The sequence below is a fragment of the Bradyrhizobium sp. BRP19 genome (genome assembly GCF_020194195.1).
In the GTDB taxonomy this organism is placed as follows: domain Bacteria; phylum Pseudomonadota; class Alphaproteobacteria; order Rhizobiales; family Xanthobacteraceae; genus Bradyrhizobium; species Bradyrhizobium yuanmingense.
Window position 1 is genome coordinate 117,381 of record NZ_JADYVZ010000002.1, and the last position, 23,774, is coordinate 141,154.

Here is a 23,774-nt window from a genome sequence, read left to right on the forward strand (position 1 = left end):
GGCGGTCACGCCGCGACTGTCGGCGCCTTCTGGCGCCGCGCGTGAGCATAAAGTGCAGCAACTGCGCAGGACGCCATCCGCGCTCTTGGGCTGTCCGCACGCGAGGTCAGGACGACGGGGACGCGCGCGCCGAGCACAATGCCGGCGCCGTCGGCCTTGGCGAAATAGGCGAGGTTCTTGGCCAGCATGTTGCCCGCTTCGAGGTCGGGCACGACCAGGATCTGAGCACGGCCGGCCACCTCGGACTTGATGCCCTTGATCCGCGCGGATTCGAGGTCGATCGCGTTGTCGAACGCCAGCGGCCCGTCGATCACGCCGCCCGTGATCTGGCCGCGATCCGCCATTTTGCAGAGCGCCGCGGCCTCGATCGTGGATGGAATCTTCGATGTGACGGTTTCGACCGCGGAAAGGATGGCCACCCGCGGCGACTTGCCGAAGCCCGCCTGATTGTAGAGATCGATCGCGTTCTGAATGATGTCCCGCTTGGCGTCCAGATCGGGGAAGATGTTGATTGCGGCGTCAGTGACGAAGATCGTCTCGGCGTAGGCCGGCACATCCATGACGAAAACGTGGCTGATGCGCCGATCGGTGCGCAATCCCCCGACTTTGGCCGTGACGGCTCGCATCAGCTCGTCGGTGTGAAGGCTGCCCTTCATGAGCAGTTCGCCGCGCGCGGCATGGATCAATTCGACACCCCTCGCCGCGGCTTCGTCGCTGTGCGCGGCATCCACGATCTCATAACCCGAGATGTCCAGGCCGAACGTGCCAGCCGTATCCCGGATCTTCCGCTCCGGTCCGACCAGGAGCGGCCGGATGATGCCGGCAGACGCGCTGTCGACGGCGCCGCGCAAGGATGTCTCATCGCAGGGATGCACCACGACGGTCGGCGTCGGCGGGATTGCCCTGGCCGCCGCGATCAGGCGATCATACTTGCTGGGAGACTGCGTGGCCGTCGCATCTGCTGACATGATGTCGCTCCCGATCCTTGCAACTCGCGTTACGACGCCTTCGCCTTGGGATCGAAAGGGGCAACGTTCGACGCCCTTTCGGCACCTTCCGCGGTGTCGAGGCCAAACAGGCCGGCGATCTGCCGCAGCCGGTTGGCGCGCTCGCCGGTGACATCCGCACTGGCCGACAGCACCTGCTCGATCGCCTCGAATGCTGCGCGGCGAACGTTCATGTCGTCAGGCAGCAATTTCGGGATTGCAGCGAGCGCCCCTTCCCGGTCGAGCAGCAGCATGAAGAACTGCTCGCGTACCAGCATCTTGAACTCGGCAAGAGACATGCGTGCGCCGCCATGATCCCGGCGGACCCGGCGCAGAGCCTCGATGCTGCGTTCGTCCACCATCCCCCGTGCCGAGCCGACATAGAGCAAAGCGCGTAACGCCGCTTCACGGAGGCCGCCCTCACCGATCCGCGACTTCAGCTCGGCAATGCGCTTCTCGAGCATGGTGCGATGCTCGGCGGACATCTCACGCCGACGCGACGGCGTGGACGTCGGATCGATCCCGACCGCCGCCTGGAGCGCCGGGGATCCGTAGACGCTGAGGAACATCGCTTCGCTGAGCGCCTCCTGTGAATCGCGCCAGCTGTCGAGGGCGTGAACGACCTGCTTCGAGATCTGCTCCTGGAACGCCAGGAACGGATTGTCCGCAGCGACCGGCTTGCGCTTCTCGGCGGCCTTCTCGGCCAATGATTTCACCGTCGCCATGAAAGGATTCTGGCTGCTGAACAGCTCGTATTGCAGCCGCAGCGGATGCATGTTGTGAGCCCATTCGGCCATCTGTGGCGTCACCATGCGCTTGAGCCATGGCTGGACGAATTTTCGATAGGCCGCCAGGTTGATTTCCGAGATTCGTTTGGCGGTGGCAAAGCGTCGCTCGTCCTCAGGCGAATTGCCGCCCATGGCGCGGATGTCGTCGAGCGTCCGCGCTTCGCAGCGCATCACCCACTGGCCGACGACCAGATCCGAACTTGCGGTTTCCTCATCCTTCGCCTCGAACGTCGCTTCATAGAGTCCGGGCGGCAGAACGTCGATGAGGTCGATGTTGCTGGAAAATTCCGCGTGCTCCTTCTTGGCGACGCCGCCGGAGACGAAGATGCCGAGATGGCCGATGTTCTGGTGCACGGTGTAGACGATGGTCTGGCCATAGGCCCTGATCTCATCGACATCGGCATAGCAATCGAGGATCCAATGCAGCGCCTGCTGCGGTGGCGTGATGTTGTCGCCCTCCGAGCAGAACACCACGATCGGGGATCTGATGTTGCGAAGGTCGACCTTCCGGCCATCGGACATTTCGATGTTGCCGGCCGCGAGGTTGTTGCCGACGAACAGCTCATCGACGATGAATTGGATCTCCTCGGCGTTCAGGTTGACGTGGCCGCCCCACCAACGCTCGAATTCGAGGTAACGATCCGCCTCGGTGTCGACCTTGGAATAGACGTTGTATTGCTTGGTCCAGAGCGTATTCGACGGGTTCTGGTTCTCGAAGTTCTGCACCAGCCAAGCACCATCGAACTTGCCGGCGCCGAGATCGGAGGTGAGGGCCGTCAACCAGCTTCCGCCCAACAGCCCGCCCGAGTAGCGCATCGGATATTTTCCATGCACGCCGGCCCAATAGGCCAGCGGCGCGCCGGCGATGATCAGCGGGCCGAATAGCTCGGGACGTAGCGAGGCCAGGATCATGACGGCCCATCCGGCCTGACAATTGCCGATCACGCAGGGCTTGCCGTCGGCATCCGGGTGAAGGCTCATGACCTTTTCGATGAAGATGGCTTCGGCACGCGCGATGCGCTCGATGGTCTGACCGGGCATCGGGTCCGGCAGGAATCCGATGAAGTAGCAGGGATGGCCTGCTTTCATCGCCACCCCGATCTCGCTGTCGGCCTTGAAGCCGCCGATGCCGGGGCCGTGGCCCGCACGCGGATCGACCACGACGAACGGCCGCCGGTTCATGTCGATCTCGACGTTGGCGGGCGGAACGATGCGCACCAGCGCGTAATTGACGGGCTCGGCGAGCTGGCGCCCGTCGATGATCAACTCCGCCGCATATTGCAGAACATGCGGGGCGGTTTGCGCGAGGTGCTCCCTGTACTGGTCCCCGCGCCGGCGCATGATATCCAGGAACAGGATACTGCGCTGTCCCGCATCGACGAGGTATTCGACTGCCGAGGCGACCAGCCCCGACATGGGACCGCCCGGAATTTGCATCTTGTGCATGGACATGTTCTCGACCTCTCCGTCGCCTCGGCCAATTGACGGCTTGGAGCGAGGACGAACGTTGATCTAGGTCAAGATGATCTGCACGCTTCGGAGGCGTCTATCCTGCATTATAGGGCATGAGACCCGGCCGGGCGGTTTTGAAAGAGCGACATCGGCAATGTCCCAAGCTGCAACTTACAGCGTGCAAACCGTGCTGAAGGACAGCACCCCGATCCAGGTCCGCGCGCTTCGCGCCAGCGACGAGGCGGACATGCTCGCCGCCGTCGCGCGTACCGGACCGCAGTCGCTGCAGAACCGGTTCTTCGTTTTGAAACGGCATTTCTCGGAGAAGGAGCGTGCCTTCTTCATGGACGTGGATTTCAGCAATCACGTTGCGCTGGCCGCTCTCGCCGAGGAACAGGGTCGATACGCCATTATCGGCGGCGGCCGGTACGTCATCGTCGAGCCCGGTCGGGCCGAGATGGCCTTCGTCGTGGTGGATGCCTGGCAAGGTCGCGGGGTGGGCTCCTTATTGCTGAGGCACCTGACAGAGATCGCGCGCGAACAAGGCGTAAGAGAGCTCACAGCCGAGGTTCTGTCCGACAACATGCCCATGCGCAGCGTGTTCGCGAAGGCGGGCTTCAACCTCGCGCGGAGTGACGATCCGAGAACGGTGCACCTGTCGCTCACGCTTTGATCCGCGCGCCCGGCTTGAGCCTCACCTCAAAGCGATCGTGATCCGACTGATATTGGCCGCCAGCTCGAGTCCCGCCTTCGGGCCTTGCAGCACCATCGTGACGCCCTTTTCGTTGCGGAGGTGCACACCGTTGGCACCGCCGACCAGCGCAAAGCCGCCGCCGACGGAGCTGTAGTTGCCGGCAAAATCTCTGACCTCCCTAATGCCGGATGCCCAGCCGTCGAGGCGACCGACACTTGCACCGACCGTGATGCCCAAGCTCACGCCGCTGACGCTGAAGGGATAGGTCTTGCCCCGGTACGTCAACACGCCGCTGCCGGCGCCACCGCCGGCCAGGAGGCCCGCCTTGACGATCTTCACTCTGACCTGACCGGTGGCCTGCGCGAAGGACGGCGCCGCCGGCAGGGTCAGCCCGAGCGCGAGCAGGAGCAGCGCGACCAGGCGAAATGCGCGCATGCGCGGCTCAGGGTTTTGCGGCATCGACTTTCTTCCAGGTTTCATCGGGATTGAACAACGTGGTGCGCTGGGCGATGAACTCGGTGCGCTTGCCGAGATCCTTCTGGTAGACGACGCCGTCATGATTGACCAGGAAGGTCATGACGCCCGAATTGCCGTATTCCGCGGGCCAGGCGATCAGGGCGAAGCCGCCGATCATCTTGCCCTTGACGACGTAGTTGAGCGCACCGCCGCGCGCATCCCGCCCCTGCGCTTTGAGAATCCGGAAGTAATAGCCGTGATAGGGCGTCGGCCCGACATCACCGCCGCGATAGCCCTCCTTCGTTGCTTCGGCCGCGAGCGCGCCGAGCGGGCTCGGGTCGCTGTCGTCGCGCCAGAACAGGCCGTCCTTCTTGCCGGGCGAGGAGACGATGCGCTGCGCGTAGACGCCGACGCCCTCGCCGCGGTCCTTTTCGGCATATTCGTTTTGCGCGTCGACGAAGGCGAGCGCGGTCTGGATCGCGTCGAGCTCGTTGCGGCCGATGCGACGGCGCAGCACCTCAATGCGTCCCTCGTCGGTGTCGAACGCCCAACCCGTCCTGGTGTTGACCAGCGGAATTGGAAACGGAAAATCGTCCGGCCCGAGCATCAAGGTGGCGGTCTTGTTGCCCTCCGCCTTGATGCCGTGCTTGGCGTCGTACATCGCGGTGAAGCGCGCCCGAATGTCGTTGTCGGCAACCTCGTCGCCGGACGACACGATGTCCTCCGCATTCCTGCCGAGCACTTTCAAGATGTCTTTCGGGCCGCTCTTGACCGCGGCGGCAAGAGCAGACGCGGCCTCTTCCGGTGTCTTGTAGGATTCCTGTGCGAGAGAGGCCGATCCGAGCAGCGCGAGCGCGAGGACGCCGGGCATCAGCGCACGGCTAAACGATTTCAGACCGGTCATGGCATCACCTCCGCAGGAATCTTCGCGCCGCCGGCGAGCCAGTCGCGATAGGTGCGGAACGTCAGCCCGAGTTTTTCGTAATGGACGCGCAGATAGCCGTCGCTGCCGCGGGTCACGGCAGCGGGCATCGCCTGCTCGACCTCCTGCGCCATCACGCCGACATAGGCCTTGTCGCTGCCAACGTAGCTGAAGCGATAATAGCCGAGGCCGTTCGAGAGATGACCGAGCAGGACGACATCATGCTTCAGCGCTGCGTCGGAACGCCGACCACCGCCGCCGCCGCCACGGAAGCCGCCTCCGCCGCCGCCGCGCATCGCCATTCCGCCACCGCCGCCGCGGCCGGCAAAGCTTGCTCCGCCGCCGCCACCGCGCGGCATGCTCGCCATGCTGGCGCGGCCGCGCGCGGATGCCGCGGCAGCCGAGCGGCCGGAGGAAACGTTCATGGCCCCGCCACGATTGCCGCCGCCACGATTGGCCGCACCGCCGCCGGCGCGGTTCGCAGCCTTGGCGCGATCGCCACCGCCCTTGGTCGCACCTTTGGCACGATCACCGGCACCGGCACGATCGCCGCCGCCAGGCCGGTCGCGCGTCCCTGCGCTGGGGCGATCGCCCGCGCCCGGACGGTCGCCACGATTGCCGGCGCGATCCCCTGCGCGATCTCCTGCGCGATCTCCTGGACCGCCGCGATCACCCGCACGATCTCCCGCCCGGTCCCCGGCACCTTGGTCGGGGCGCAGCACCTGGTTGCCGTCGCGGCCGCGGAAATCCATCCGGTCCGACACGCCGGCCTTCAGATTGTTGTTGCCGAAGCGCTGCTGAACATTGCTGTTGTTGTAGCGCACACCGCCGCGATGCGCCGGATTGTGCTGCCAGCCATTGCCGATATTCGTGGTGCGATGGTTGACATAGACGTTGCGGTTGCCCCAGTTGCAGCCGCCGCCCCAGTAATTGCCCCAGCGTCCGATCGCCCAGGCCGTGCCGAACGCGATGCCAGCCGCGACCACGCCGGCGCCGATATAAGACGGGTAGCCCCAATAATAGGGCGGATACTCCGCATAGGGCCAGCTGCCGTAGACCGTCGCCGGGTCGTAATACGGCACGTACATCGCCGCGGGATCGGCCTGCTGGATCACGACGACCTGCTTGCCTTCCTGAGACTGGACGCTGACCTTCTGCTGCTTGGTGGTGACGAGCTTCTTGTTGTCATAGGCCTTGGTGCGCAGACGCTGGATCGCGTCCATCACGTCGGGCTGCTGGGCGAGGAAGGCATCGCCCAGCTTCTTGGTCCAGTCGAGCTGCTCGCTCATCATCGCGAGGACATCGGCGGTGCTGGCCAGCGCCTTGACGCTGTCGTCCCAGCCCTGCTTTTCCACTTCCGTCTTCAGCGCATCGCCCTTCAGGCTCTTGCGCTCCTTCAGCCAGCGGTCGGCCTGCACCACCTCCAGCGGATAGGTCGAGGCGGCCAGTACATTGGCGAGCAACTCGTCCGGATAAAGCGCGATCGGCGCGACGAGGGCCTCGAGTTGCTCGGGCTTCAGGAGCTCGGCCGCCGGTGCGGGCGGGCTGGCAGGCTGCGCCTGCGGCGCCGGGGCTGCAGGCGTCGTTGGGGTCTGCGCCATTGCGGCGACCGAAGTCGCCATCAACAGCGCCAGCGCCATCAGGGTCTTGCCGCAACGAAACATCACATCCTCCCTCGGACTTCAGTGCGGGAGGATCAAGCCGGGGCGCAAGCATTTGTTGATCGAGATCAACGAAACGGGTCATCGCGGCTGCTGCAGCGCAAGATCGAATAATCATTCGATCAGCTCGGCATCCAGCAGAAGCCGGTTCGGCACCGTCAGGCCGAGGGCCCTGGCCGTCTTCATGTTGATGACGAGCTCGAACCTGGTGGCAAATTGCACCGGGAGAGTGCTGATATCGGCACCGCGCAGGAGGCGGTCGACATAGCCGGCGCCATCACGAAATTGCTGGGTCAGATCTGCACCATACGACATCAGCCCGCCATTCGACGCGTAGAAACGGACTGCGAAGATGGCGGGCACGCGCCGCTGCGCCAGCAGTGCAATGGCCATCGCGCTGTGGGTTCCGAAGAAGCCGCCATCCGGCAGCACGACGAGGCCGCCGCCTGTGCGCGCCGCCGTCTCGATCGCTCCCGCGATCTCCGGACCGCTGCGAACGCTCGCACCGGCAATCTTGAGGCCGAGACGGCCTTCCATCTGGTGCGCCGCTTGAACATAGAACGGTCCGTAGGGTGCCGATTCCGGATTGAACAGCATAGCCGCATGGCTCATTCCCGGCACCATGTCCTTCAAAAGGCCGAGCCACTTCCCGCTCATCGAATGTTCATAGAGCGAAAAGCCGGTCAGATTTCCGGCCGGCCGGGCCAGATTGGCGACAAGGCCCGTCCCTACCGGATCGGAAAGCCCCGCGAAGACGATCGGAATTCGTTGCGTTGCATCGCGCAGCGCCCGTGTTGATCCCGTACTGGTCGAGAGCAGCACGTCCGGCGCCGCGGCGACGAGCTCGAGCGCCTCCAACTTCTGGCGCGCCGGATCGGGGCCCGGCCAGCGCACCTCCAGGCGGTAGTTCTGGTTGGCGATCCAGCCTCGATCGGTGAGACCCTGCTGAAAGGCATCCACGCGCATTTGCGCGCCGGGATCACCAGCGACATTGCCCGTCAGCACGCCGACGGCGGGCATTCGGTCCTGGGCTTTCGCCAGGACCGGCAACGCAGCAGCAGCACCAACCAGCGTCATGAAGTCACGACGTCTCATACGCCTCACGCTCGCCTGTCGTACTCGTCATGCGATCGAGAGAGAACGGCTTCAGCGCCGTGATGTTTGATCAAGATCAAGATACCGCCCGCTCAGCGAGCGGTCGGAAGCCTGATCGTGAACAGTGCGCCGCCCGCAGGCTGGTTCGCAGCAGCGATCGTGCCGTGATGGGCCTCGACGATGGTTCTGGCGATTGCAAGGCCCATGCCCATGCCTTGCGGTTTGGTCGTGAAGAACGGATCAAACAGGCTTGCGAGATCGGAGGCGGGTATTCCGGGCCCGGTGTCGGCGATCCTGATTTCGGCCTGATTGCCGGCAAGCTGGGTCGCGACGCTGACCTCCCGCTTTCCGGCCTCCGCATCGGAAATCGCATCCATCGCGTTGATGATCAGGTTGAGAATGACCTGCTGAAGCTGGACCGGATCTCCCTTGACGTGAAGGCCGGCCAGGGCCGGCAAATAGCTCAACGTGATCCGGCGTCCCTGAGCGAGGGCCTTCACCAGATCGATTGCTTCGCGCACTGTATCGTTGAGCTCGATGTGCTTGACCTCAAACGGGGTCTTTTTCAGAACGCTGCGCAGCCTACGGATCACCTCGCTCGCCCGTTGGTCGTCCCTTCTGATGTCGGCGAGGATCTGCTGAATCTCGACAAGGTCGGGCTGAGCGGCCCTGAGCATGAGCTGTGCCGTTTCCGCATTGGTCAGAATCGATCCGAGTGGCTGGTTCAGTTCATGCGCGATGGAGGTGGTCAGCTCGCCAACGGCCGAGTAGCGGTTGACGTGGGCGAGTTCCGCCAGCCGCTGACGCGATTCGACTTCGGCAAACCGTCGGCGGCGACGCTCGTGCAGGAGCCCGGAGATGAGTCCGGCCTGGACCAGGAACACGGCCAAGATCATCAGCATCTGCCAGTGATAGCGTTGCCAGATACTCGGTTCGCGGAAAAGGACTTCGCTGCCGGGAGGCAAGCGGCTCTCGCTGATTCCCCAGCGATGAAGCTGTCGCCAGTCAAATTTCGCAGCCGCGAATCTGACCGCAGCAGGCCTGACCTCGGCCGGTTTTTCTCCCCCGAGAAGTCGTACGGCCACGGATGCCGTCAAGCGGCTGATCTCCTCGACCGAGTACATGGGTCCGCCCACGATCTCTCGTCCAAAAAAGCCGTCATCGTAGGAGAAAATCGGAGCGTTCGCCACCTTGTGGAGCGCCTGCAGGGCTCGATCACCTTCGTAGGCCACGCCCGTGGCATCGATATTCATGAGATGCCAGAAGATTGCTGAGTCTGGCGGAAGCGCAGCACAGACCTGCAGGATGGCGTCGAACGACATACCATCGTGCCAGATGAACTCGACTTTGCCCGCGAAGAGGTCAGCATCCTTCTGGATTTCTCTCCGCCACACCGTTTCGTTCGGCGAGGCACCGTTCACCACGACAATTCTCTTCGTTGCAGGAAGCACTTGGAGAATGGTGTCGAAGGATCGAGGGAAATCATGCGCAACGGCAACGACGCTATCTTCGGGCGAGAGATTGGCGGAATCCACCCGGCGCTGTTCAACCGCCGTCAACACCATTGGCACACGCGGAAAAAGATTTGACCGGTTTCGCTGCACAAAGTTCGCGGCAGGAGCGCCGATCGAGACGATTAGATCAGGCGGATGCCGTGCGTTCAGCGCCTTGAGATAAGAGACGAAGGCTGCCTGATGATCCTCATCGCCGAACCGGGCGGCGACCAGAGAGTGATCCTGGATGTCCAGATGCCATGGCGAAAGCCGGTCCAATTGCTCCCGGATGGACTTTGCATATTGGCCCCAGGGCCTGAAATCGCGGCCAAAGGAATGCAGGATGACAACTCGCTTGGCCTGCTGAGCGCTTGCAGCCGAGGGCTCGAGCAAGCACGAAGCGAGCGTTAGCAAAGCAAGAAACCAGACGCGCATGCGCATGCGTCCACGATCCGGGAAGCCGGCTTGACGCCCCCACTCCTCCTGCGCGATCATCCTCACAACATCGGTATAGAACCATGTCCCGGACCGTAGGCAAAGCTGAATGGCCTTGCGACTCCGGCACAGGGTCATCGCCCTTCTCTCAACGTTCAATGCCCGCCGCTCAGCACGAGCGTCTGGATCGGCAGCAACAGCGCCTGGATCCGCAGCAGCAGCGCGTGCACGAGGCCGACGCCGTCGACGACGTGCAGCGCGATCTTCCGGCTGGTCGAGGTGTCCTTGGCCGAAATCTCCTCGTGATTGCTGGTGTAGGCGTTGACGATGCAGCTCGAGCCCGGCGTGACACCGTCGAGACCGCCCTTGTAGAGCGGCTCCAGGAAAACCAGGATCGTGCCGGGACGGACGGCATTCTGCGGATCGATGAGCTGCTCGCCGGTGCGAAACTGTCCGGCCGCGATGTAGTCCTGCACCGTCGTGATCACCATGGGGATGATGACCCAGGGTTTGGATATGCAGGTCGCTTCCGCCACCATGCCGGTCTTCATGACCTGCGCCTCGATCTGGCCGAAACCGGCCTGGAGCGCCTTGCGGCCCGCGCCCTCCGGAACGAGAACACCGGCCGGACGCATCAGCTGGTTGACGACATCGCCGGGGCGAACCAGGAACTGCTCGACGCGCCCGTCGACGCCGGCGCGTACGAAAGTCTTGTCGAGATCGACCTGCGCCTGGTCGAGCGCGGCTTCGGCGCTGGCCTTCTGGGCCGGCAGCAGAGCCGAGACCTGCAAGGACACTGACTGCTTCGCCGCCGTCGCGGCGTCGATGCCGGACTGTCGCTGATCGACCAGCACCTGGAGCTTGTCGATGTCACGCTGTGGAACGATGCCGGGATTGCGGCGCTGGAGCTCGGTCTTGACCTCGAGCTCGTCTTTGGCCTGCTGGTAGTTGGCCCTCGCTTCGCCGAGCTGCGCCTCGGCCTTGACCACATCGGCCTGCGCCGTCTGCATGGCGGCATCGACTTCTGCGACCTTCCGCTTGGCGGTCTCGACCGCAGCCTTTTGCTTCGCGCTATCGAGCGTGAACAGCACATCGCCCTGTTTGACGGGCGCGGTGAAGCCGACTTTGACCTCGGCAACACGGCCCGAGCCTTCGGGCAGAATTGGCACGGTGCGGAAGTACAGCGTCGCCGACGATGTCGCCGGATGGAAGTAGAAGATCATGGTGATGAGCGACACCGTCAGCATCAGGCAGGCGGTGATGCCCCAGCGCAGCTCGTACCAGACCGAGAAGAAGGTGATTTCCTTCCCGAAGCGCTTGCCCTGGGCGTAGCGGCGGTACAGGTAGTCCGGAAGGATCGTGACGAGGGAGCAGATCAGCAGCTCAAGCATGACTGCGCTCCTTCTCCTTGGCGGGTCCCGGCTTGTCCGCGGGGGGCGGTGCGACGGCCGCCTCAGCCTGGACTTCCTCCGCATCGGAGGCCGGCGTCGCGTCGGCGATCTTCTCGACGGACCCGGCAATGCTGCGCAGCGGCGTGCCGAAATCCGGAAGATCGATCATTGCGAGGAGCAGTCCGGCGATCCAGAAGATGTGCATGTGCGTGAACAGCGAGATCAGGCCGAGCACGGCGACTAACTCGAACTGCAGTTTATGCGTTTTGTGCGCCATCCGCTCGGGCAGGCTGTGCAGTTTCCAGTAGAGCGTGCCGACCCAGAGCACGGCCCCGATCAGGAATACGCCCATCACCACCATCAGCGTATCGGTCCCGCTCCCCGGTGCGAGATAAAACGGCAGATGATGCGGTGCCATCGGATGAAGCTGCTCGCTCAAACGTCTCTCCCGGTCAAAACGTCCATGGGCGGCACTGTGTTCGGGTATGTTCGCGTTTGTTTGATTTGAGTCAAGGGAACACGTCAGGGCCAACCCTAGCGTCAGCCGCATGCTGATTGGACAACCATCAGGAGCCGCCCGCCATGCCCGGCCTAGACGATCTCATCCCCAGCGCAGCCCAGATTCGTAAGGAAGCCGCCCTCAAGGAAGCCGAAAAGGCGGAGGAATATGTGCGCCTTGCCGCCGCGGCCGAGGCGGAGAAGCGCGCCTTGATCGAGCGCTTGAGCAAGCCCTCGGGCAAGACCGAGGAGGAGAAGATCAAGCTCGCCTCGACCGTGATCCAGCGCGCGGTGCGCAACGGCCTCACGGAAGTGCTGGTCTATCGCTTCCCCAATTCGCTCTGCACGGACAAGGGCCGCGCCATCAATCAGATGGAGAAGGGCTGGGAGAACACCCTGACCGGAATTCCCAAGGAGATCTTCCAGCTCTGGACCGATTACCTGAAACCGCGCGGCTATCGCATCGCCTATCAGATCATCGATTTTCCGGGCGGCGTGCCCGGCGACATCGGCGTGACCATTTCCTGGGACGATTAGCAACAGGTGGGATCGGCATGGCGAAGGACGGCCCTGCGGAGCGGATGAAGCGGAAGGATTACGAGAAGGAGCTCGAGAAGCTCCAGGTCGAGCTGTGCCATCTCCAGGACTACGTGCGGGAAAACAAGCTCCGGGTCATCGTCCTGTTCGAGGGTCGGGACGCCGCCGGCAAGGGCGGCACGATCAAGGCGATCACCGAGAAGGTCAGCCCGCGCGTGTTCCGGGTCGTCGCCCTGCCCGCGCCGTCCGACCGCGAGAAGACACAATTGTTCTTCCAGCGCTACATGGAGCGATTTCCGGCCGGCGGCGAGATCGTGATCTTCGACCGGAGCTGGTACAACCGCGCCGGTGTCGAGTACGTCATGGGCTTCTGCACCCCCGCCGAGCACGAGCGTTTCCTCAACCTGTGCCCGCAGATGGAGAAATACGTCATCGACGGCGGCATCATCCTGATCAAGATCTGGCTCGAGGTCGGCATGGACGAGCAGGAGCGCCGTTTCAAGGCCCGCATCGACGACCCGGTCCGACAGTGGAAGCTCAGTCCGATGGACCTGGAATCCTTTCGTCGCTGGTACGATTATTCGCGCGCGCGCGACCTGATGCTGAAGAAGACCAGCACGAAGGATGCGCCCTGGAACATCGTCCGCTCTGACGACAAACGAAGGGCGCGGCTCAACTGCATCGCGCACCTTCTCGGCGCCATCCCCTTCAAGCGCATCAAGAAGGACAAGATCAAACTGCCGAAGCGCTCCGACAAGGGACGCTACAACGACCAGGCCAGCCTCAAGAAAATGAGTTTCGTCGCGCAGCGCTATTGAGCAGCGTCAGGCCGCTAAAGCGCGATGCGATTGGAATTAATCGTCATCGCGCTTTAGGTTGTTGTTTGAGCATGTTCTATTCGGAAAACCGCTACACACTTTTCCGGATCATGCCCTAGGGGCCCGACGCTGCCGTCGATCGCTCAATGGCCATACGACCCCTTCAACTCGATTTCAGGCGGATCGTGACGCCACCGACTGCAGCCGATACTTCCGCGCCGACCCGCGGGCCGCTGAGCTGGAGGATCACGCCATTGCTGTTTTGCAACTGAACGGCGCCGGCACCTGCGGCGATTGCCCCACCCGCTCCTCCCACGGCATAAGAGCCTTCGATCGACGCCGGCCCCTTTAGATTGAGCGCGCGGCCGACGAACTTCGTGGTCGACGCTCCGATGGTGAGGCCCACGCTCATGCCAGACACCGTGAATGGGTATTTCTTGCCCCGGTAGACCAGAACGCCCTCACCGCCACCGGCGCCGACGATGAAGCCACCCTTGGTGAAGACGACCGCGACCTGGCCGGTGTCGGCACGCGCGGACGTGCTAAAGCCGGCAACAGCGGCGAGCGAAGCGACCAGGACGGCGCCGAAGGACAGTTTTCTCATGACGTTTTCTTCCCCTTATTGAGCCAGGATCATCGCGAAGTAGCCGAAGATGGTGAGAAGGATGCCCGAGACGGCATAGCCGACCGGGAATCCGATCCAGGGCACGGAGCTCTGGATCTCGACCGCGGCCTCGCGGCACGGGCCGGAATGCGAGCGCGCGCCGGCAACGCCGCCCATCAGAACCGCCGGATTGATCTTGAAGACGTGGTATCCGATCGCCCACACAATGAACGGCGGGATCGTGCACGCGATGAAGCCGACGATGAAGATCTTGAGCGCGACCGCGCCGGTGAGCTGAGCCAACAGGCCGGCGCCGGCATTGACCCCGACGATCGCGACGAACACAACGAGGCCGAGATCCTCAAGCACGTTTCGCGCCGCGTTCGGCGTATTGCCGAAGAAGCGCAGCCGCGACACGACCGAGGACACGATCACGCCGGACAGCAACAGCCCGCCGGCATTGCCGAGACCGACCTTGGCACCGAAGGCGGGGAATTCGATCATGCCGATGAGGAAGCCGATGATCATGCCGACCGACAGGGTCAGCAAGTCGGTCGAGGTGTTGGCGCGCGCGATGCGGCCCCACATCTCGCCGAGCTCGTTGACCGCCGACTTCAGGCCGACCACCGAGACGATGTCCATGCGCTCCAGCTTGGTCTTGAGACCGGCCGGGATCTGCACCCCGCCCCGCTCGACCTTGGTCACCTGCAGCTGGCCGGCGATGGCCGTGTCGCGGAAGGACTCGAAGGTCCGCCCGACGACGTCCTTGTTGAAGACGACGATTTCCGCCTGGTCCATGGGTATACCGAGCGTCTTGGCATCGGCGACCTCCGGACCAATCAGGCCCATCTTCTCAGTCAGATGCTCGGTCGATCCGCCCAGCGCGACGATATCGCCCTTCTGCAGCACGAGCTCGGGATCAGCCCCCTGCGGCTCACCATTGCGCCCGACATTGACGATACGGTACTCGGGATTGACCGTGCGGAATTTGGCGATGCTCATCCCGATCGTCGCAGGATTCTCCAGCCGGTAGGCCCGCAGACCGAACTGACGGTAGCCGGTCAGGGCGCCGCCTTCGAGATCTTTGACGCCGAACTCCTGCTCATACTTCTTGGCGGCGGCCTTGGCATCGACGCCCCACCAGCGCGGCAGGTATTTGCAGATCAGGATGATGCCGACGGTGCCCCAAATATAGGTAATACCGTAGGACAAAGCGATCATGCCGGAGGCATCCTCGGGCTTCATCCCGGCAGGCAGTTTCACGACTCCCGACGTGACGGCCTGCTCGGCCGAACCGATCGCCGCCGACATGGTCTGCGATCCCGCCAGCATTCCGCCAGCCGCACCGGGCGGCAATGCGAAGAGCTTCGCCCCAAGCACGACGAGGGTCAGGCCGATCACACTCGACACCACCGCGAGGAACAAGAATTTGATCCCGTCGCCCCGCAGGCTGTTGACGAAGGACGGACCTACGCGCAGGCCGACGCCGTACATGAAGAGATAGTAGAACAGGCTCTTGGCGAAGTTGTTCAACTCCAGCTTCACGCCATAGCTGGATGCCCAGACCGAGATGCCCGCGCCGACCACGATGGCACCGGCGACCATGCCGAGGCCATAACCCTTGATGCTGGCTCGGCCGATATAGACGGCGAGACCGACCACGAAGAACAGCAGCAGATACGGGTACTGCTGCAAGAACTGGAAAAATGCCTGCATGTTCGTCCCCTCCCGACCTATGACGCGGCCTTGAGCTTCGGCTGGGCGCTGGGCTTTGGCCTGCCGAGCTTGGCCAAGGCTTCCGTCCGTACGAGTTTCAGCCCTTCCTTGGCGTCGTAGCCGTGGATCTCCTTCACATCGAGCTTGCGCATGAAGTCGATCGTCTCCTGGGTGATGACCTGGCCGGGCACCATGATCGGGAAGCCCGGCGGATACGGGATCACGAAGTTGGCCGAGACGAGCTCGGGCCCGGCCTTCAGCCGCCGGTCGATCTCGGGATCGTTGAGGCGGATGTGCTCGCAGCCGGCGACGTCATAGGCCGCGTAGAAGCCGCTGCGGATGTCGCCCTCGTTGGTCTTGGTGCCAGCATCGCCGCGGAAGCTCGGGTGGAAATGCGAGAAGTTCGGCAGATCGGGCACGTCCTTCATGAGGCTCGTCACCCGTGCCTCGAAGGTCTTTCGCGCATTGGCACCGCCCTGGGCCAGGCCGCGGTCGATCTCGCCCGCGATCTCGGCGAGCACGCGAACGAGATGCGCGACGTCGCTGCGAGTGTTGTTGATGTTGGATTGGACCAGCACCGAGTTGCGGGAGGTCTTGTTGACCTGGATGTTGTACTCGTTGGCGAGAATGCCCTTGAACTGCGTGCCGTCATAGCCGGCCGTGCCGCATACCAGCGTCATGCGGGTCGGGTCGAGGCAGAACTCGTCCTCGTCCAGGCTCTTCAGCGTGTTCGCCCAGTTGACGCCGGGGGCGAGGAAGTCGGTGAAGCCGCTCTGGCGGTACTGCGCCGGCACCATGGCGTCGGCACCGAGGATGCGGAAATATTTCGAGATCAGCGGGTTGTTGTTGACCGCCTGGCGGATCGCGAACGCGATCTCGATCGCATTGGCGACGAGGCCATAGCCCTCCAGCTCCATCTGCCGCCGTGAGATGTCAAGGCTCGCGATCAGCTGCTGGTTCGGACTTGTCGAGGCGTGGGTGAACACCGCTTCCTTGAATTGCTGCTCCACGGTGTGGAATTCGACGTCCTTGACCGAGAGCATCGAGCCCTGGCGGATCGCCGACATCGACTTGTGGGTCGAGTTGGTCTGGTAGACGCGCAGCCGGATCTGTCGGGGGTCCGGGATCAGCCGGGTCTTGAGCAGCACCTCGTCGGACGGGTTCTTGCCGAGCTCGGCCTGCTGCTTCTCATAGGCCGCGACCGACTTGGGATCGCGCATCCATGCCTCGATCTCGTTGGCCGCGCCAAGTCCGGTGCGGCGGCGCAGGAATGGCGAGAAACGCGCGAAGCCGAACCAGGCTTCATCCCACAGGAAGATCAGATCGGGCTTGATGGCGAGGCATTCCTCCATCACCCGCCGTGTGTTGTAGATATGGCCGTCGAAGGTGCAGTTGGTGAGGTCGACCATCTTGACGCGGTCGAGCCGGCCATCGGCCTTGGCGCCCAGCAGCGCCTGCTTGATGGTCTTCAGCGGCACCGCGCCGTACATCGAATATTCCGTCATCGGGAAGGCTTCGACGTAGAGCGGCTGCGCACCGGCCAGCACCATGCCGTAGTGATGCGACTTGTGGCAATTGCGGTCGACAATCGCGATGTCGCCGGGCGCGAGCAGCGCCTGCACCGCCATCTTGTTGGACGTCGATGTGCCGTTGGTAACAAAGAAGACGCGGTCGGCGCCGAGCGCCCTCGCCGCCTTCTCCTGCGCCTTCTTGATGTTGCCGGTCGGCTCCAGCATGCTGTCGAGACCGCCGGTGGTGGCGCTGCTCTCGGCCAGGAACAGGTTCGGGCCGTAGAACTCGCCCATGTCCCGGATCCAGTCGGACTTGAAGATCGACTTGCCGCGGGCGATCGGCAGCGCGTGGAAGGTGCCGATCGGACGCTGGGCGTATTTCTTGAGATTGTCGAAGAACGGCGTGTCGTAGCGATCTTGGATGCCTTCGAGGATCGATAGGTGGAGTTCCAGCAGCTCTTCAACGGAATAGAAGATGCGACGGACCACATCCGCCTCGGGATTGCCGGCGAGCTCCTCCACGTCGCGGTTCGAGATCATGTAAAGGTCGAGCTCGGGCCTGACGCGCTTGATGATCTGGGCGAGCCGCAGCGCCGAAGCGTCGGTTTCGTCGTTGAGACCGGCCGAGGCCATGATCGAGCGCAACACCGGTGCATCGTGCCGCGAACGCAGGCCAAAGCCCTCGTTGATGATGACGGCTCCGATGTTCGGATTGAGCATCGTCGCACAGAAAGCGTCCTCCAGGCTGCCGACGATCACAGGTTCATAGATGAACGCGTCGACCGGGCGCCGCAGCTTGCGCCATTCCGCGGCCAGCGCCGGCCATTGGCTGGAAGATACGCCGGTGACGATCAGGGTTTCGAAATACGGCCTGCGCGCGCTGTGCGCGCCAAAGGCCGGCGGCGCCAGCTCGGGCGCATCGCCGTTGCCGTCGGCCTTGGGGCTCCAGTCACCGGCATGTTGGCGGAAGGATCGCGTCGCCAGTGCCTGGGCAATTCTCGTCGCAAGGGCGAACGATGATGCACCGTCGCCGGCGACTGCTGCTTCCCGCAGCGCCGCCATGAGGTGCGGACCGGGATAGCCGTGAAATTCTTCGATGATCGAAAGATCGGCCAACGCCGCGTCATAGGCTGTGCGATTGCCGACGCGCGCCCAGGTCTTTGCTGCTTCCACAAGGTCGCGCCAGTCGTCTGCCCGCGCGCCCGGGCCGGAAAAGAACTGGTCGATACGCTTCTGTGCGGGCTTGGCGTCTTTGGACATCTCTCTCTCCCGATCCTCTAAAGGTGATGCGGATCGTGGGTGCGGCGCGGCTCGCTCCATTGATCCAAGTCAACGGTCGCGTGCATTCTGCGGGCCGACGCCGTGCCGTTCGCAGCGCAACACGAAAAGATCAGGCCGTTCGTTGTGCGACGCTCACCTGATCATTGGCGCGCTCATCTCCCCTCCTGCGAACGTAGCGCTTCGCAGCGCAGCAGCACGATCAACAGCGCGACGACCGGCAGGCCCAGCGCGAGATCGGGGACGCTCTTGGTTGCAAAGGCTCCGGCGGCGGCACCGAAGCCGAACACGACGCACAACGCGATGAAAATCCCCGAGCGGCGGAGCGTTCCGAGTGGTGCGCCGCCTGCTGCGACTGCGAAGACGTTCTCGATGGCCTGACGCATGTTGCTGGTGATCATCACCGTGCTGCACACTGTGCCTTCGACCTTGACGAACATTGCGGCCTGCATCGCTGCCACGGCGGAAATACCGAGCGTTCCAGCCAAATCGGGCAACCTATTGTGCAAGATGCCGATCGCTATCAACAGCAGGATCTCGATCAACGTACTGACCGCGCTGGCCCGCTCGCCCGTTGCGCGGCGCAGCCAGGCTGCGAGCACGATGCCGACCGCGAACGCCAGGATTGGCGGCACGAAGTGCAACGCCTTCGCCCAGTTGCCCGCCATCGCGTGAATCCACAGGAAGATCAGGTTGGCGGTCTGGGCATTCGCCAACACGCCGTGGATGATCCAGGTATAGGCGTCGATATAGCCGCCGACAAAGGCGAGCAGCAGGACGATCTCGACTGTCTCGTCGCGGCGGATCGCACCGGTTGTGACGTTCAGGGTACTCATGACGGCAATATGGGCTGTCGCGAACATTCCATCGCGTCATAGCCGCCGCCACGTCGCCGCGAAGGCTTGATCTGGATCAAGCAACATCTCGCCGCCGCCAATCAAATCGCGCCAAAGCGCCGGGGGAATGCCATGGAAACCGTCAGGTGGATCATCGCCACCGCACCGGAAATATTCCTGCTGCTCGCGATCGCGATCGGTACCATCCTCGGCCGCATCAGGATCCGCGGCTTCTCGATCGGAACCACCGCCTGTATCCTGATCGTCGCCGTGCTGATCGGACAACTCGGGAGCTTCACGTTCCCGCCGATCCTCCGGGCGATCCTGTTCAGCCTGTTCGTCTTTACGATCGGTTACCGTTCTGGACCGGAATTCTTCGCCTCGCTGAGCGTGCGGACCTTGGCACAGGTCGTGCTGGCGTTGGTGATCGGCGCCACGGGGCTCGCGCTGGTGCTCATCTTCGCGCGTGTCTTCACGTTGGATACGGGGACAGCGGCAGGACTGACGGCAGGGGCGCTGACGCAATCCTCGGTGATCGGCACCGCATCCGGCGCGCTGGCGCAGCTCGGCCTGCCGAGCGACGTGCTGAAGCAGCAGGAAGCCAACATCGCGGCGGGCTATGCGGTGACCTACGTGCTCGGCTACATCCTGACGCTCCTGTTCGTGCCATTCGTCGCGCCGCGGCTGATGCGGATCGATCTGAAGGCGGAGGCGAAGAAGCTCGAGGCGGAGCTCGCCGGCGGTACGCCGCCAAAGACGGAAAACCTGTCCTATCGCAAATTCCAGGCCCGCGCCTATCGCGTCTCGGCCGGCGCAGGTCGTACCATCGGTGCCATCGAGGCGGAGATCGGCGGCCGCACGGTCGTAGAGCGGATCGTGCGCAGCGGGGCCGACATCAAGCCGCAGCAGGATACCGTGCTCGAGGCCGGCGACGACATCGTCATCGCCGGTCCGACCGCCGCGATCGTCGCGGCCAAGCCGATCCTCGGGGCCGAGATCGACGCGGGGGAACTGCTGCGCAACCTGCCCGGCAATGTGATCGAAGTGCTCGTTGAAAACCGCCAGCTGCACGGCCGCTCACTGCGCGAAATCGTTGACCGGCTCGGCGACAATGCACGCGGTGTATTCCTGCGTGCGCTGACGCGCATGGGGCGGGAAGTGCCGCTCGGTCCCGATACGCGCGTCTATCTCGGCGACGTCATGACGCTGGTCGGCAGCACCGGCAATATCGCGCGGGCAACGGCGCCAGTGGGACACGCTCTGAATACGAGCGACCGCACGGACATCGCCTTTCTCGCTGCGGGCATCGCAGTGGGTCTTCTGGCCGGCCTTGCCAGCTTCAAAATCGGCACTGTCGCATTGACACTCGGTGGCGGCGGCGGCGCGCTGATCGCCGGGCTCGTCTGCGGCTGGTTGCGGACGCGCAGGCCCGGCATCGGCACGATGCCGCCGGCGGCGCAGCAGACCCTGAGCGACATCGGCCTCGGCGGCTTCATCGCGGCGATCGGACTCGGCAACGGCCTTGCCGCCTGGTCGGCGATCCAGGCGCACGGTCTGTTGCTGGTCGGCATGGGCATCGTCGTCACGCTGGTCCCGATGACGGTGGGAACGCTGGTTGCCTATTATCTGCTGCGCATGAATCCGGTCGTGACCTGCGGTGCGCTCGCCGGCGCCATGACGGTCGATGCCGCCGTCACCGGCGCCTGCGACGTTGCCGAGAGCCAGACGCCGGTGCTCGGCGTCGCCGTCCCCTACGCGGTCGGCAATGTCGTCCTCACGGTGCTCGGCCCGATCGTCGTGGCCGCAACCTATTCAGGTTGAGGGAGGCCCGGATGCGACGCGGACCTGCATTGCTCCATTTTTTCGCGATCACCTTGCTCAGCCTTTTCGTGGCCGCATCGCCCACGCACGCCGCGGACGAGGTCCGCATCCAGGAGGAAATCTGGGCGCTGCCCCTGCCGCTGCCGATGTTCGCCTATCTGGTGCGCCCGGTCGGCGACGGTCCGTTCCCGCTCGTCATCATGAATCACGGTGTCTCGCTCGACGCGACCCAGCGCAGCCTTTTCCCTCTGGTCGAATTTCGCGACGCCGCCAAATGGTTTGCGAGGCGCGGCTATCTCGTGGTGGCCCCGGTGGGCAGCGGTTATGGCGCGCAGGCAATCGACATCCCCGAACGCGGAATGTTCGGCCCGTTCTTCTCGAAAATCGGGAAGTGCGCCAATCCCAATTTCCGTGATGCCGGCCTCGCGGTCGCCCAGGTCGATCTCTGGATCATTGACTATCTGGCCGCCGAGAAGCGGATCATCCCGAAGGACGTGATCGTGGTCGGCCAGTCCGCCGGCGGCTGGGCCTCGATCGCCTTGTCGAGCGTGAACCCGCCACAGGTGAAGGCCATCATCGTCTTTGCCGGAGGCCGCGGCGGACGCGTCGACGGCAAGCCGAACAACAATTGCGCGCCCGACCGACTGGTCGAGGCCACCGCCGATTTCGGCCGCACATCGCGCGTGCCGATGCTGTGGATCTACACCGGGAATGACACGTATTTCGGCCCCGACCTATCGAAGCGCATGCACGCTGCCTTCATCGGCACCGGCGGCCGGGCCGAATATCACCTGATGCCCCCGTTCGGCAACGAGGGACATTTCCTCCTCGGTTCGCCGGACGCGGTTCCGCTCTGGTCGCCGTTGGTGGCGAAGTTTCTCGACGCGCAGAACTGAGTCCGGATCTCGGAGTTGCAGCGATGGCCCGTGCTTTTGATTGTCTCTCTGGTCTCCTGATGGTTGCAGCCGCCGGAGTCGCGACGGTCTTGGCTGTCGCTTCGCTCAAGGCGGCGCAAGCGGAAAAGTCCTCCGAGGTCGCAACACGCGGCCAGCGCGACGCCAGCGACATCAGCTATGGCAGCTGGCAAAAATTGTGCTTCAAGGCCGGCGGCGCGCCCACCCTCTGCCGAACCTCGATCACTGGCCGGTTCGCGACCGGGCAAACAGCCGTGCGCATTGATCTGATCGAGCGGGAGGACGCGCCCACCGCCCGCCTGCAACTTTTCGTGCCGGTCGGAATGTACCTGCAGCAAGCACCGAAACTGGCCGTCGACCATGGCGCCGCGTTCCGCATTCCTTATACCTGGTGTCTCACCAATTTATGCGTCGCGGCGGACGTCGTGACGCCAAAAATCATCTCGGAGATGGAAAACGGTCAAACGCTTCTGCTCGAACTCGTCGACTCCAATCTTCTTGCCGTGACGACTTCGATTCCGCTCGCGCAATTCGGTTCCGCCCATAAGGGGGCGCCGACCAGGATACTCGAGCAATATGTCGAAGAATGACGGCCGTCGTGGAGCTACAAGACGCGGGCGCGCTGGACGGATTCGATCAAAGACTGCGCCGCAAACGGCTTGATGAGATAGGCGATGCAGCCCGAGGCAATCGCGGCCGAGCGGTTTGCCGGGCTGTCATTGCCGGTGACATAGATCACCGGTGCCGCAATGCCCTTCTCGGCCAGGCTTCTCCGCACCTCGATGCCGGACCTTGCACCCAGATTGATGTCGAGGATGATGCAGATCGCGGTGTGGAACCTGTCATGATCGAGCAAGGCCCCTCCCGTGTCGAACAGGGTTGTGGCGAAGCCGTATCCTCGCAGCAGCCTGTCCATGCTGGTACGCATGGACGGATCGTCATCGACAACGAAGACGGACTCGCGCAGGAGCAAAGCGATTGCCTTTCCGGAACACGACAGTGGGATATCGGATACGACAGCTCCGCGCTCTCGCGTGTGCGTATGTGCATTATTGCACATAGCGCGTCGCGCACTGTCAACACGCCTTGGCATTGTCCTTTGGGACAGGCACGTCGAGGGAACCTCGCTCTTTCCGGACCCGTCAGCGTTCGTCCGGATCGAGCATTCCGAGACGCTCTGCGATCGAAACGAGTTCCGCCAGCGAGCGAACCTGCATCTTCTCCATCACTTGATGGCGGTGCGCCTTCACGGTGCGCTCGGTGGTGCCCAGCTCATGCGCGATCTGCTTGTTGATCCGGCCGCGCACGATCAGATCGAACACCTGTCGCTCGCGCTGCGTCAGCGTGGCGAAATGGCCACGAAACGCATCCAGCCTGCTGGCCTGAGCCCGCGCGGTCCGCTGACTGGCCAGCGCACGCTCGATCGCATCGAGCAACTGCTCGGAGGATATCGGTTTGGTCAGGAAGTCTTCCGCACCTGCCTTGATCGCGCGCACGGTCGTCTGCGTGTCGGCATGACCGGTCAGGAAGACGATGGGCAGCATCGACCCCGCCGCAGCCAACCGCGCCTGCAGGTCGGGACCGCTCAGGCCCGGAATCCGCACGTCGAGCAGGATACATCCCGCCTGCCCGTCATCCGGCGCCGAGTCCAGGAGCTCCAGCGCCGAGGCGTAGGTCGCGACCTCGTATCCCGCGAGCTTTAGCCGGCGCTCGATCGCGGTCCGAAACGACTCGTCGTCGTCAACAACGTGAACAAGGCCTGGCAACTTCCTACCTCTCGCCCAACTTGATCAGGACGCTCGACGTCCTTGTCGTTCTTCAAAGCGATTTTCTCGTTTGAACGTCGGAAGATCTGTTTCGCAATATGT

The 23,774-nt window shown here is 63.6% G+C and carries 21 protein-coding genes; 6 read left to right on the forward strand and 15 right to left on the reverse strand.

Features of this window, described 5'->3' with window-relative positions; genetic code table 11:
• Positions 1 to 5 precede the first annotated feature (5 nt).
• A complete protein-coding gene (locus tag I6F36_RS06230; protein ID WP_035999408.1) occupies positions 6 to 968 on the reverse strand; it encodes a phosphate acetyltransferase in 963 nt (320 codons plus the stop codon).
• Between the two features lie 29 nt (positions 969 to 997).
• Complete coding sequence (locus I6F36_RS06235; protein ID WP_057029173.1) at positions 998 to 3,226, reverse strand: DUF3141 domain-containing protein; 2,229 nt, start codon at positions 3,224 to 3,226, stop codon at positions 998 to 1,000.
• Between the two features lie 154 nt (positions 3,227 to 3,380).
• Here I6F36_RS06235 and I6F36_RS06240 point away from each other — a divergent pair, with 154 nt between their 5' ends.
• The gene (locus I6F36_RS06240) at positions 3,381 to 3,899 is read left to right on the forward strand and encodes a GNAT family N-acetyltransferase (protein WP_225171129.1); all 519 of its coding nucleotides are present in this window, start codon (positions 3,381 to 3,383) and stop codon (positions 3,897 to 3,899) included.
• 21 nt (positions 3,900 to 3,920) lie between these two features.
• Here the strand turns inward: I6F36_RS06240 and I6F36_RS06245 are convergent, their stop codons facing one another.
• The 7 genes from I6F36_RS06245 to I6F36_RS06275 form a co-directional block, all read right to left on the reverse strand.
• Entirely contained in the window at positions 3,921 to 4,355 is a 435-nt protein-coding gene (locus I6F36_RS06245; protein WP_306469113.1) for a hypothetical protein, read from the reverse strand.
• Between the two features lie 7 nt (positions 4,356 to 4,362).
• Positions 4,363 to 5,280: a DUF2950 domain-containing protein gene (locus I6F36_RS06250; RefSeq protein WP_225171130.1), complete on the reverse strand. Its 918-nt coding sequence runs from the start codon at positions 5,278 to 5,280 to the stop codon at positions 4,363 to 4,365.
• Positions 5,277 to 6,962, reverse strand: a complete 1,686-nt coding sequence (locus I6F36_RS06255; RefSeq protein WP_225171131.1) for a DUF3300 domain-containing protein — start codon at positions 6,960 to 6,962, stop codon at positions 5,277 to 5,279. Before I6F36_RS06255 ends, I6F36_RS06250 begins: the two co-directional genes overlap by 4 nt.
• A gap of 111 nt (positions 6,963 to 7,073) precedes the next feature.
• Positions 7,074 to 8,054, reverse strand: a complete 981-nt coding sequence (locus I6F36_RS06260) for an ABC transporter substrate-binding protein (protein ID WP_225171132.1) — start codon at positions 8,052 to 8,054, stop codon at positions 7,074 to 7,076.
• Positions 8,055 to 8,146: 92 nt separating this feature from the next.
• Entirely contained in the window at positions 8,147 to 10,042 is a 1,896-nt protein-coding gene (locus I6F36_RS06265) for a sensor histidine kinase (RefSeq protein WP_225171133.1), read from the reverse strand.
• Between the two features lie 95 nt (positions 10,043 to 10,137).
• Positions 10,138 to 11,373, reverse strand: coding sequence for an HlyD family secretion protein (locus tag I6F36_RS06270; RefSeq protein WP_225171134.1), 1,236 nt, complete (start codon positions 11,371 to 11,373; stop codon positions 10,138 to 10,140).
• Positions 11,366 to 11,791 (reverse strand): hypothetical protein, encoded by a 426-nt coding sequence (locus I6F36_RS06275; RefSeq protein ID WP_035999432.1) that lies wholly within the window; start codon positions 11,789 to 11,791, stop codon positions 11,366 to 11,368. The genes I6F36_RS06270 and I6F36_RS06275 overlap by 8 nt, the downstream gene beginning before the upstream one ends.
• A gap of 164 nt (positions 11,792 to 11,955) precedes the next feature.
• Here I6F36_RS06275 and I6F36_RS06280 point away from each other — a divergent pair, with 164 nt between their 5' ends.
• Together I6F36_RS06280 and ppk2 are read left to right on the forward strand one after the other, a co-directional pair.
• Positions 11,956 to 12,408, forward strand: a complete 453-nt coding sequence (locus I6F36_RS06280) for a hypothetical protein (protein ID WP_035999435.1) — start codon at positions 11,956 to 11,958, stop codon at positions 12,406 to 12,408.
• A 17-nt stretch (positions 12,409 to 12,425) separates the two neighbouring features.
• Positions 12,426 to 13,226: a polyphosphate kinase 2 gene (gene ppk2, locus I6F36_RS06285; protein ID WP_109143802.1), complete on the forward strand. Its 801-nt coding sequence runs from the start codon at positions 12,426 to 12,428 to the stop codon at positions 13,224 to 13,226.
• 163 nt (positions 13,227 to 13,389) lie between these two features.
• Here the strand turns inward: ppk2 and I6F36_RS06290 are convergent, their stop codons facing one another.
• The 4 genes from I6F36_RS06290 to I6F36_RS06305 form a co-directional block, all read right to left on the reverse strand.
• Positions 13,390 to 13,830: a hypothetical protein gene (locus tag I6F36_RS06290; protein WP_035999439.1), complete on the reverse strand. Its 441-nt coding sequence runs from the start codon at positions 13,828 to 13,830 to the stop codon at positions 13,390 to 13,392.
• Positions 13,831 to 13,845: 15 nt separating this feature from the next.
• Positions 13,846 to 15,546 (reverse strand): aspartate:alanine exchanger family transporter, encoded by a 1,701-nt coding sequence (locus tag I6F36_RS06295; protein WP_109143803.1) that lies wholly within the window; start codon positions 15,544 to 15,546, stop codon positions 13,846 to 13,848.
• Positions 15,547 to 15,563: 17 nt separating this feature from the next.
• Positions 15,564 to 18,317, reverse strand: a complete 2,754-nt coding sequence (locus I6F36_RS06300) for a decarboxylase (RefSeq protein ID WP_225171135.1) — start codon at positions 18,315 to 18,317, stop codon at positions 15,564 to 15,566.
• 173 nt (positions 18,318 to 18,490) lie between these two features.
• Positions 18,491 to 19,171: a YoaK family protein gene (locus I6F36_RS06305; RefSeq protein ID WP_035999481.1), complete on the reverse strand. Its 681-nt coding sequence runs from the start codon at positions 19,169 to 19,171 to the stop codon at positions 18,491 to 18,493.
• Positions 19,172 to 19,303: 132 nt separating this feature from the next.
• Here I6F36_RS06305 and I6F36_RS06310 point away from each other — a divergent pair, with 132 nt between their 5' ends.
• Genes I6F36_RS06310 through I6F36_RS06320 form a run of 3 tightly spaced genes read left to right on the forward strand, consistent with a single transcriptional unit; the run spans position 19,304 to position 22,496 of the window.
• Positions 19,304 to 20,992, forward strand: a complete 1,689-nt coding sequence (locus I6F36_RS06310; protein WP_225171136.1) for an aspartate:alanine exchanger family transporter — start codon at positions 19,304 to 19,306, stop codon at positions 20,990 to 20,992.
• Positions 20,993 to 21,003: 11 nt separating this feature from the next.
• The gene (locus I6F36_RS06315) at positions 21,004 to 21,888 is read left to right on the forward strand and encodes a S9 family peptidase (protein WP_225171137.1); all 885 of its coding nucleotides are present in this window, start codon (positions 21,004 to 21,006) and stop codon (positions 21,886 to 21,888) included.
• Between the two features lie 23 nt (positions 21,889 to 21,911).
• Entirely contained in the window at positions 21,912 to 22,496 is a 585-nt protein-coding gene (locus tag I6F36_RS06320; RefSeq protein WP_225171138.1) for an invasion associated locus B family protein, read from the forward strand.
• A gap of 14 nt (positions 22,497 to 22,510) precedes the next feature.
• Here the strand turns inward: I6F36_RS06320 and I6F36_RS06325 are convergent, their stop codons facing one another.
• Both I6F36_RS06325 and I6F36_RS06330 read right to left on the reverse strand, forming a co-directional pair.
• Positions 22,511 to 22,879 carry a response regulator transcription factor gene (locus tag I6F36_RS06325; protein WP_035999451.1) on the reverse strand — a complete coding sequence of 123 codons (369 nt, stop codon included), beginning with the start codon at positions 22,877 to 22,879 and terminating at the stop codon, positions 22,511 to 22,513.
• A 169-nt stretch (positions 22,880 to 23,048) separates the two neighbouring features.
• Complete coding sequence (locus I6F36_RS06330) at positions 23,049 to 23,672, reverse strand: response regulator transcription factor (RefSeq protein WP_225171139.1); 624 nt, start codon at positions 23,670 to 23,672, stop codon at positions 23,049 to 23,051.
• Positions 23,673 to 23,774: the final 102 nt, after the last annotated feature.

Coding starts and splice junctions, on each gene's coding strand:
- I6F36_RS06230 (WP_035999408.1), bottom strand. CDS start 968: ATGTCAGCAGATGCGACGGCCACGCAGTCTCCCAGCAAGTATGATCGC.
- I6F36_RS06235 (WP_057029173.1), bottom strand. CDS start 3,226: ATGTCCATGCACAAGATGCAAATTCCGGGCGGTCCCATGTCGGGGCTG.
- I6F36_RS06240 (WP_225171129.1), top strand. CDS start 3,381: ATGTCCCAAGCTGCAACTTACAGCGTGCAAACCGTGCTGAAGGACAGC.
- I6F36_RS06245 (WP_306469113.1), bottom strand. CDS start 4,355: ATGCGCGCATTTCGCCTGGTCGCGCTGCTCCTGCTCGCGCTCGGGCTG.
- I6F36_RS06250 (WP_225171130.1), bottom strand. CDS start 5,280: ATGACCGGTCTGAAATCGTTTAGCCGTGCGCTGATGCCCGGCGTCCTC.
- I6F36_RS06255 (WP_225171131.1), bottom strand. CDS start 6,962: ATGTTTCGTTGCGGCAAGACCCTGATGGCGCTGGCGCTGTTGATGGCG.
- I6F36_RS06260 (WP_225171132.1), bottom strand. CDS start 8,054: ATGAGACGTCGTGACTTCATGACGCTGGTTGGTGCTGCTGCTGCGTTG.
- I6F36_RS06265 (WP_225171133.1), bottom strand. CDS start 10,042: ATGATCGCGCAGGAGGAGTGGGGGCGTCAAGCCGGCTTCCCGGATCGT.
- I6F36_RS06270 (WP_225171134.1), bottom strand. CDS start 11,373: ATGCTTGAGCTGCTGATCTGCTCCCTCGTCACGATCCTTCCGGACTAC.
- I6F36_RS06275 (WP_035999432.1), bottom strand. CDS start 11,791: ATGGCACCGCATCATCTGCCGTTTTATCTCGCACCGGGGAGCGGGACC.
- I6F36_RS06280 (WP_035999435.1), top strand. CDS start 11,956: ATGCCCGGCCTAGACGATCTCATCCCCAGCGCAGCCCAGATTCGTAAG.
- ppk2 (WP_109143802.1), top strand. CDS start 12,426: ATGGCGAAGGACGGCCCTGCGGAGCGGATGAAGCGGAAGGATTACGAG.
- I6F36_RS06290 (WP_035999439.1), bottom strand. CDS start 13,830: ATGAGAAAACTGTCCTTCGGCGCCGTCCTGGTCGCTTCGCTCGCCGCT.
- I6F36_RS06295 (WP_109143803.1), bottom strand. CDS start 15,546: ATGCAGGCATTTTTCCAGTTCTTGCAGCAGTACCCGTATCTGCTGCTG.
- I6F36_RS06300 (WP_225171135.1), bottom strand. CDS start 18,317: ATGTCCAAAGACGCCAAGCCCGCACAGAAGCGTATCGACCAGTTCTTT.
- I6F36_RS06305 (WP_035999481.1), bottom strand. CDS start 19,171: ATGAGTACCCTGAACGTCACAACCGGTGCGATCCGCCGCGACGAGACA.
- I6F36_RS06310 (WP_225171136.1), top strand. CDS start 19,304: ATGGAAACCGTCAGGTGGATCATCGCCACCGCACCGGAAATATTCCTG.
- I6F36_RS06315 (WP_225171137.1), top strand. CDS start 21,004: ATGCGACGCGGACCTGCATTGCTCCATTTTTTCGCGATCACCTTGCTC.
- I6F36_RS06320 (WP_225171138.1), top strand. CDS start 21,912: ATGGCCCGTGCTTTTGATTGTCTCTCTGGTCTCCTGATGGTTGCAGCC.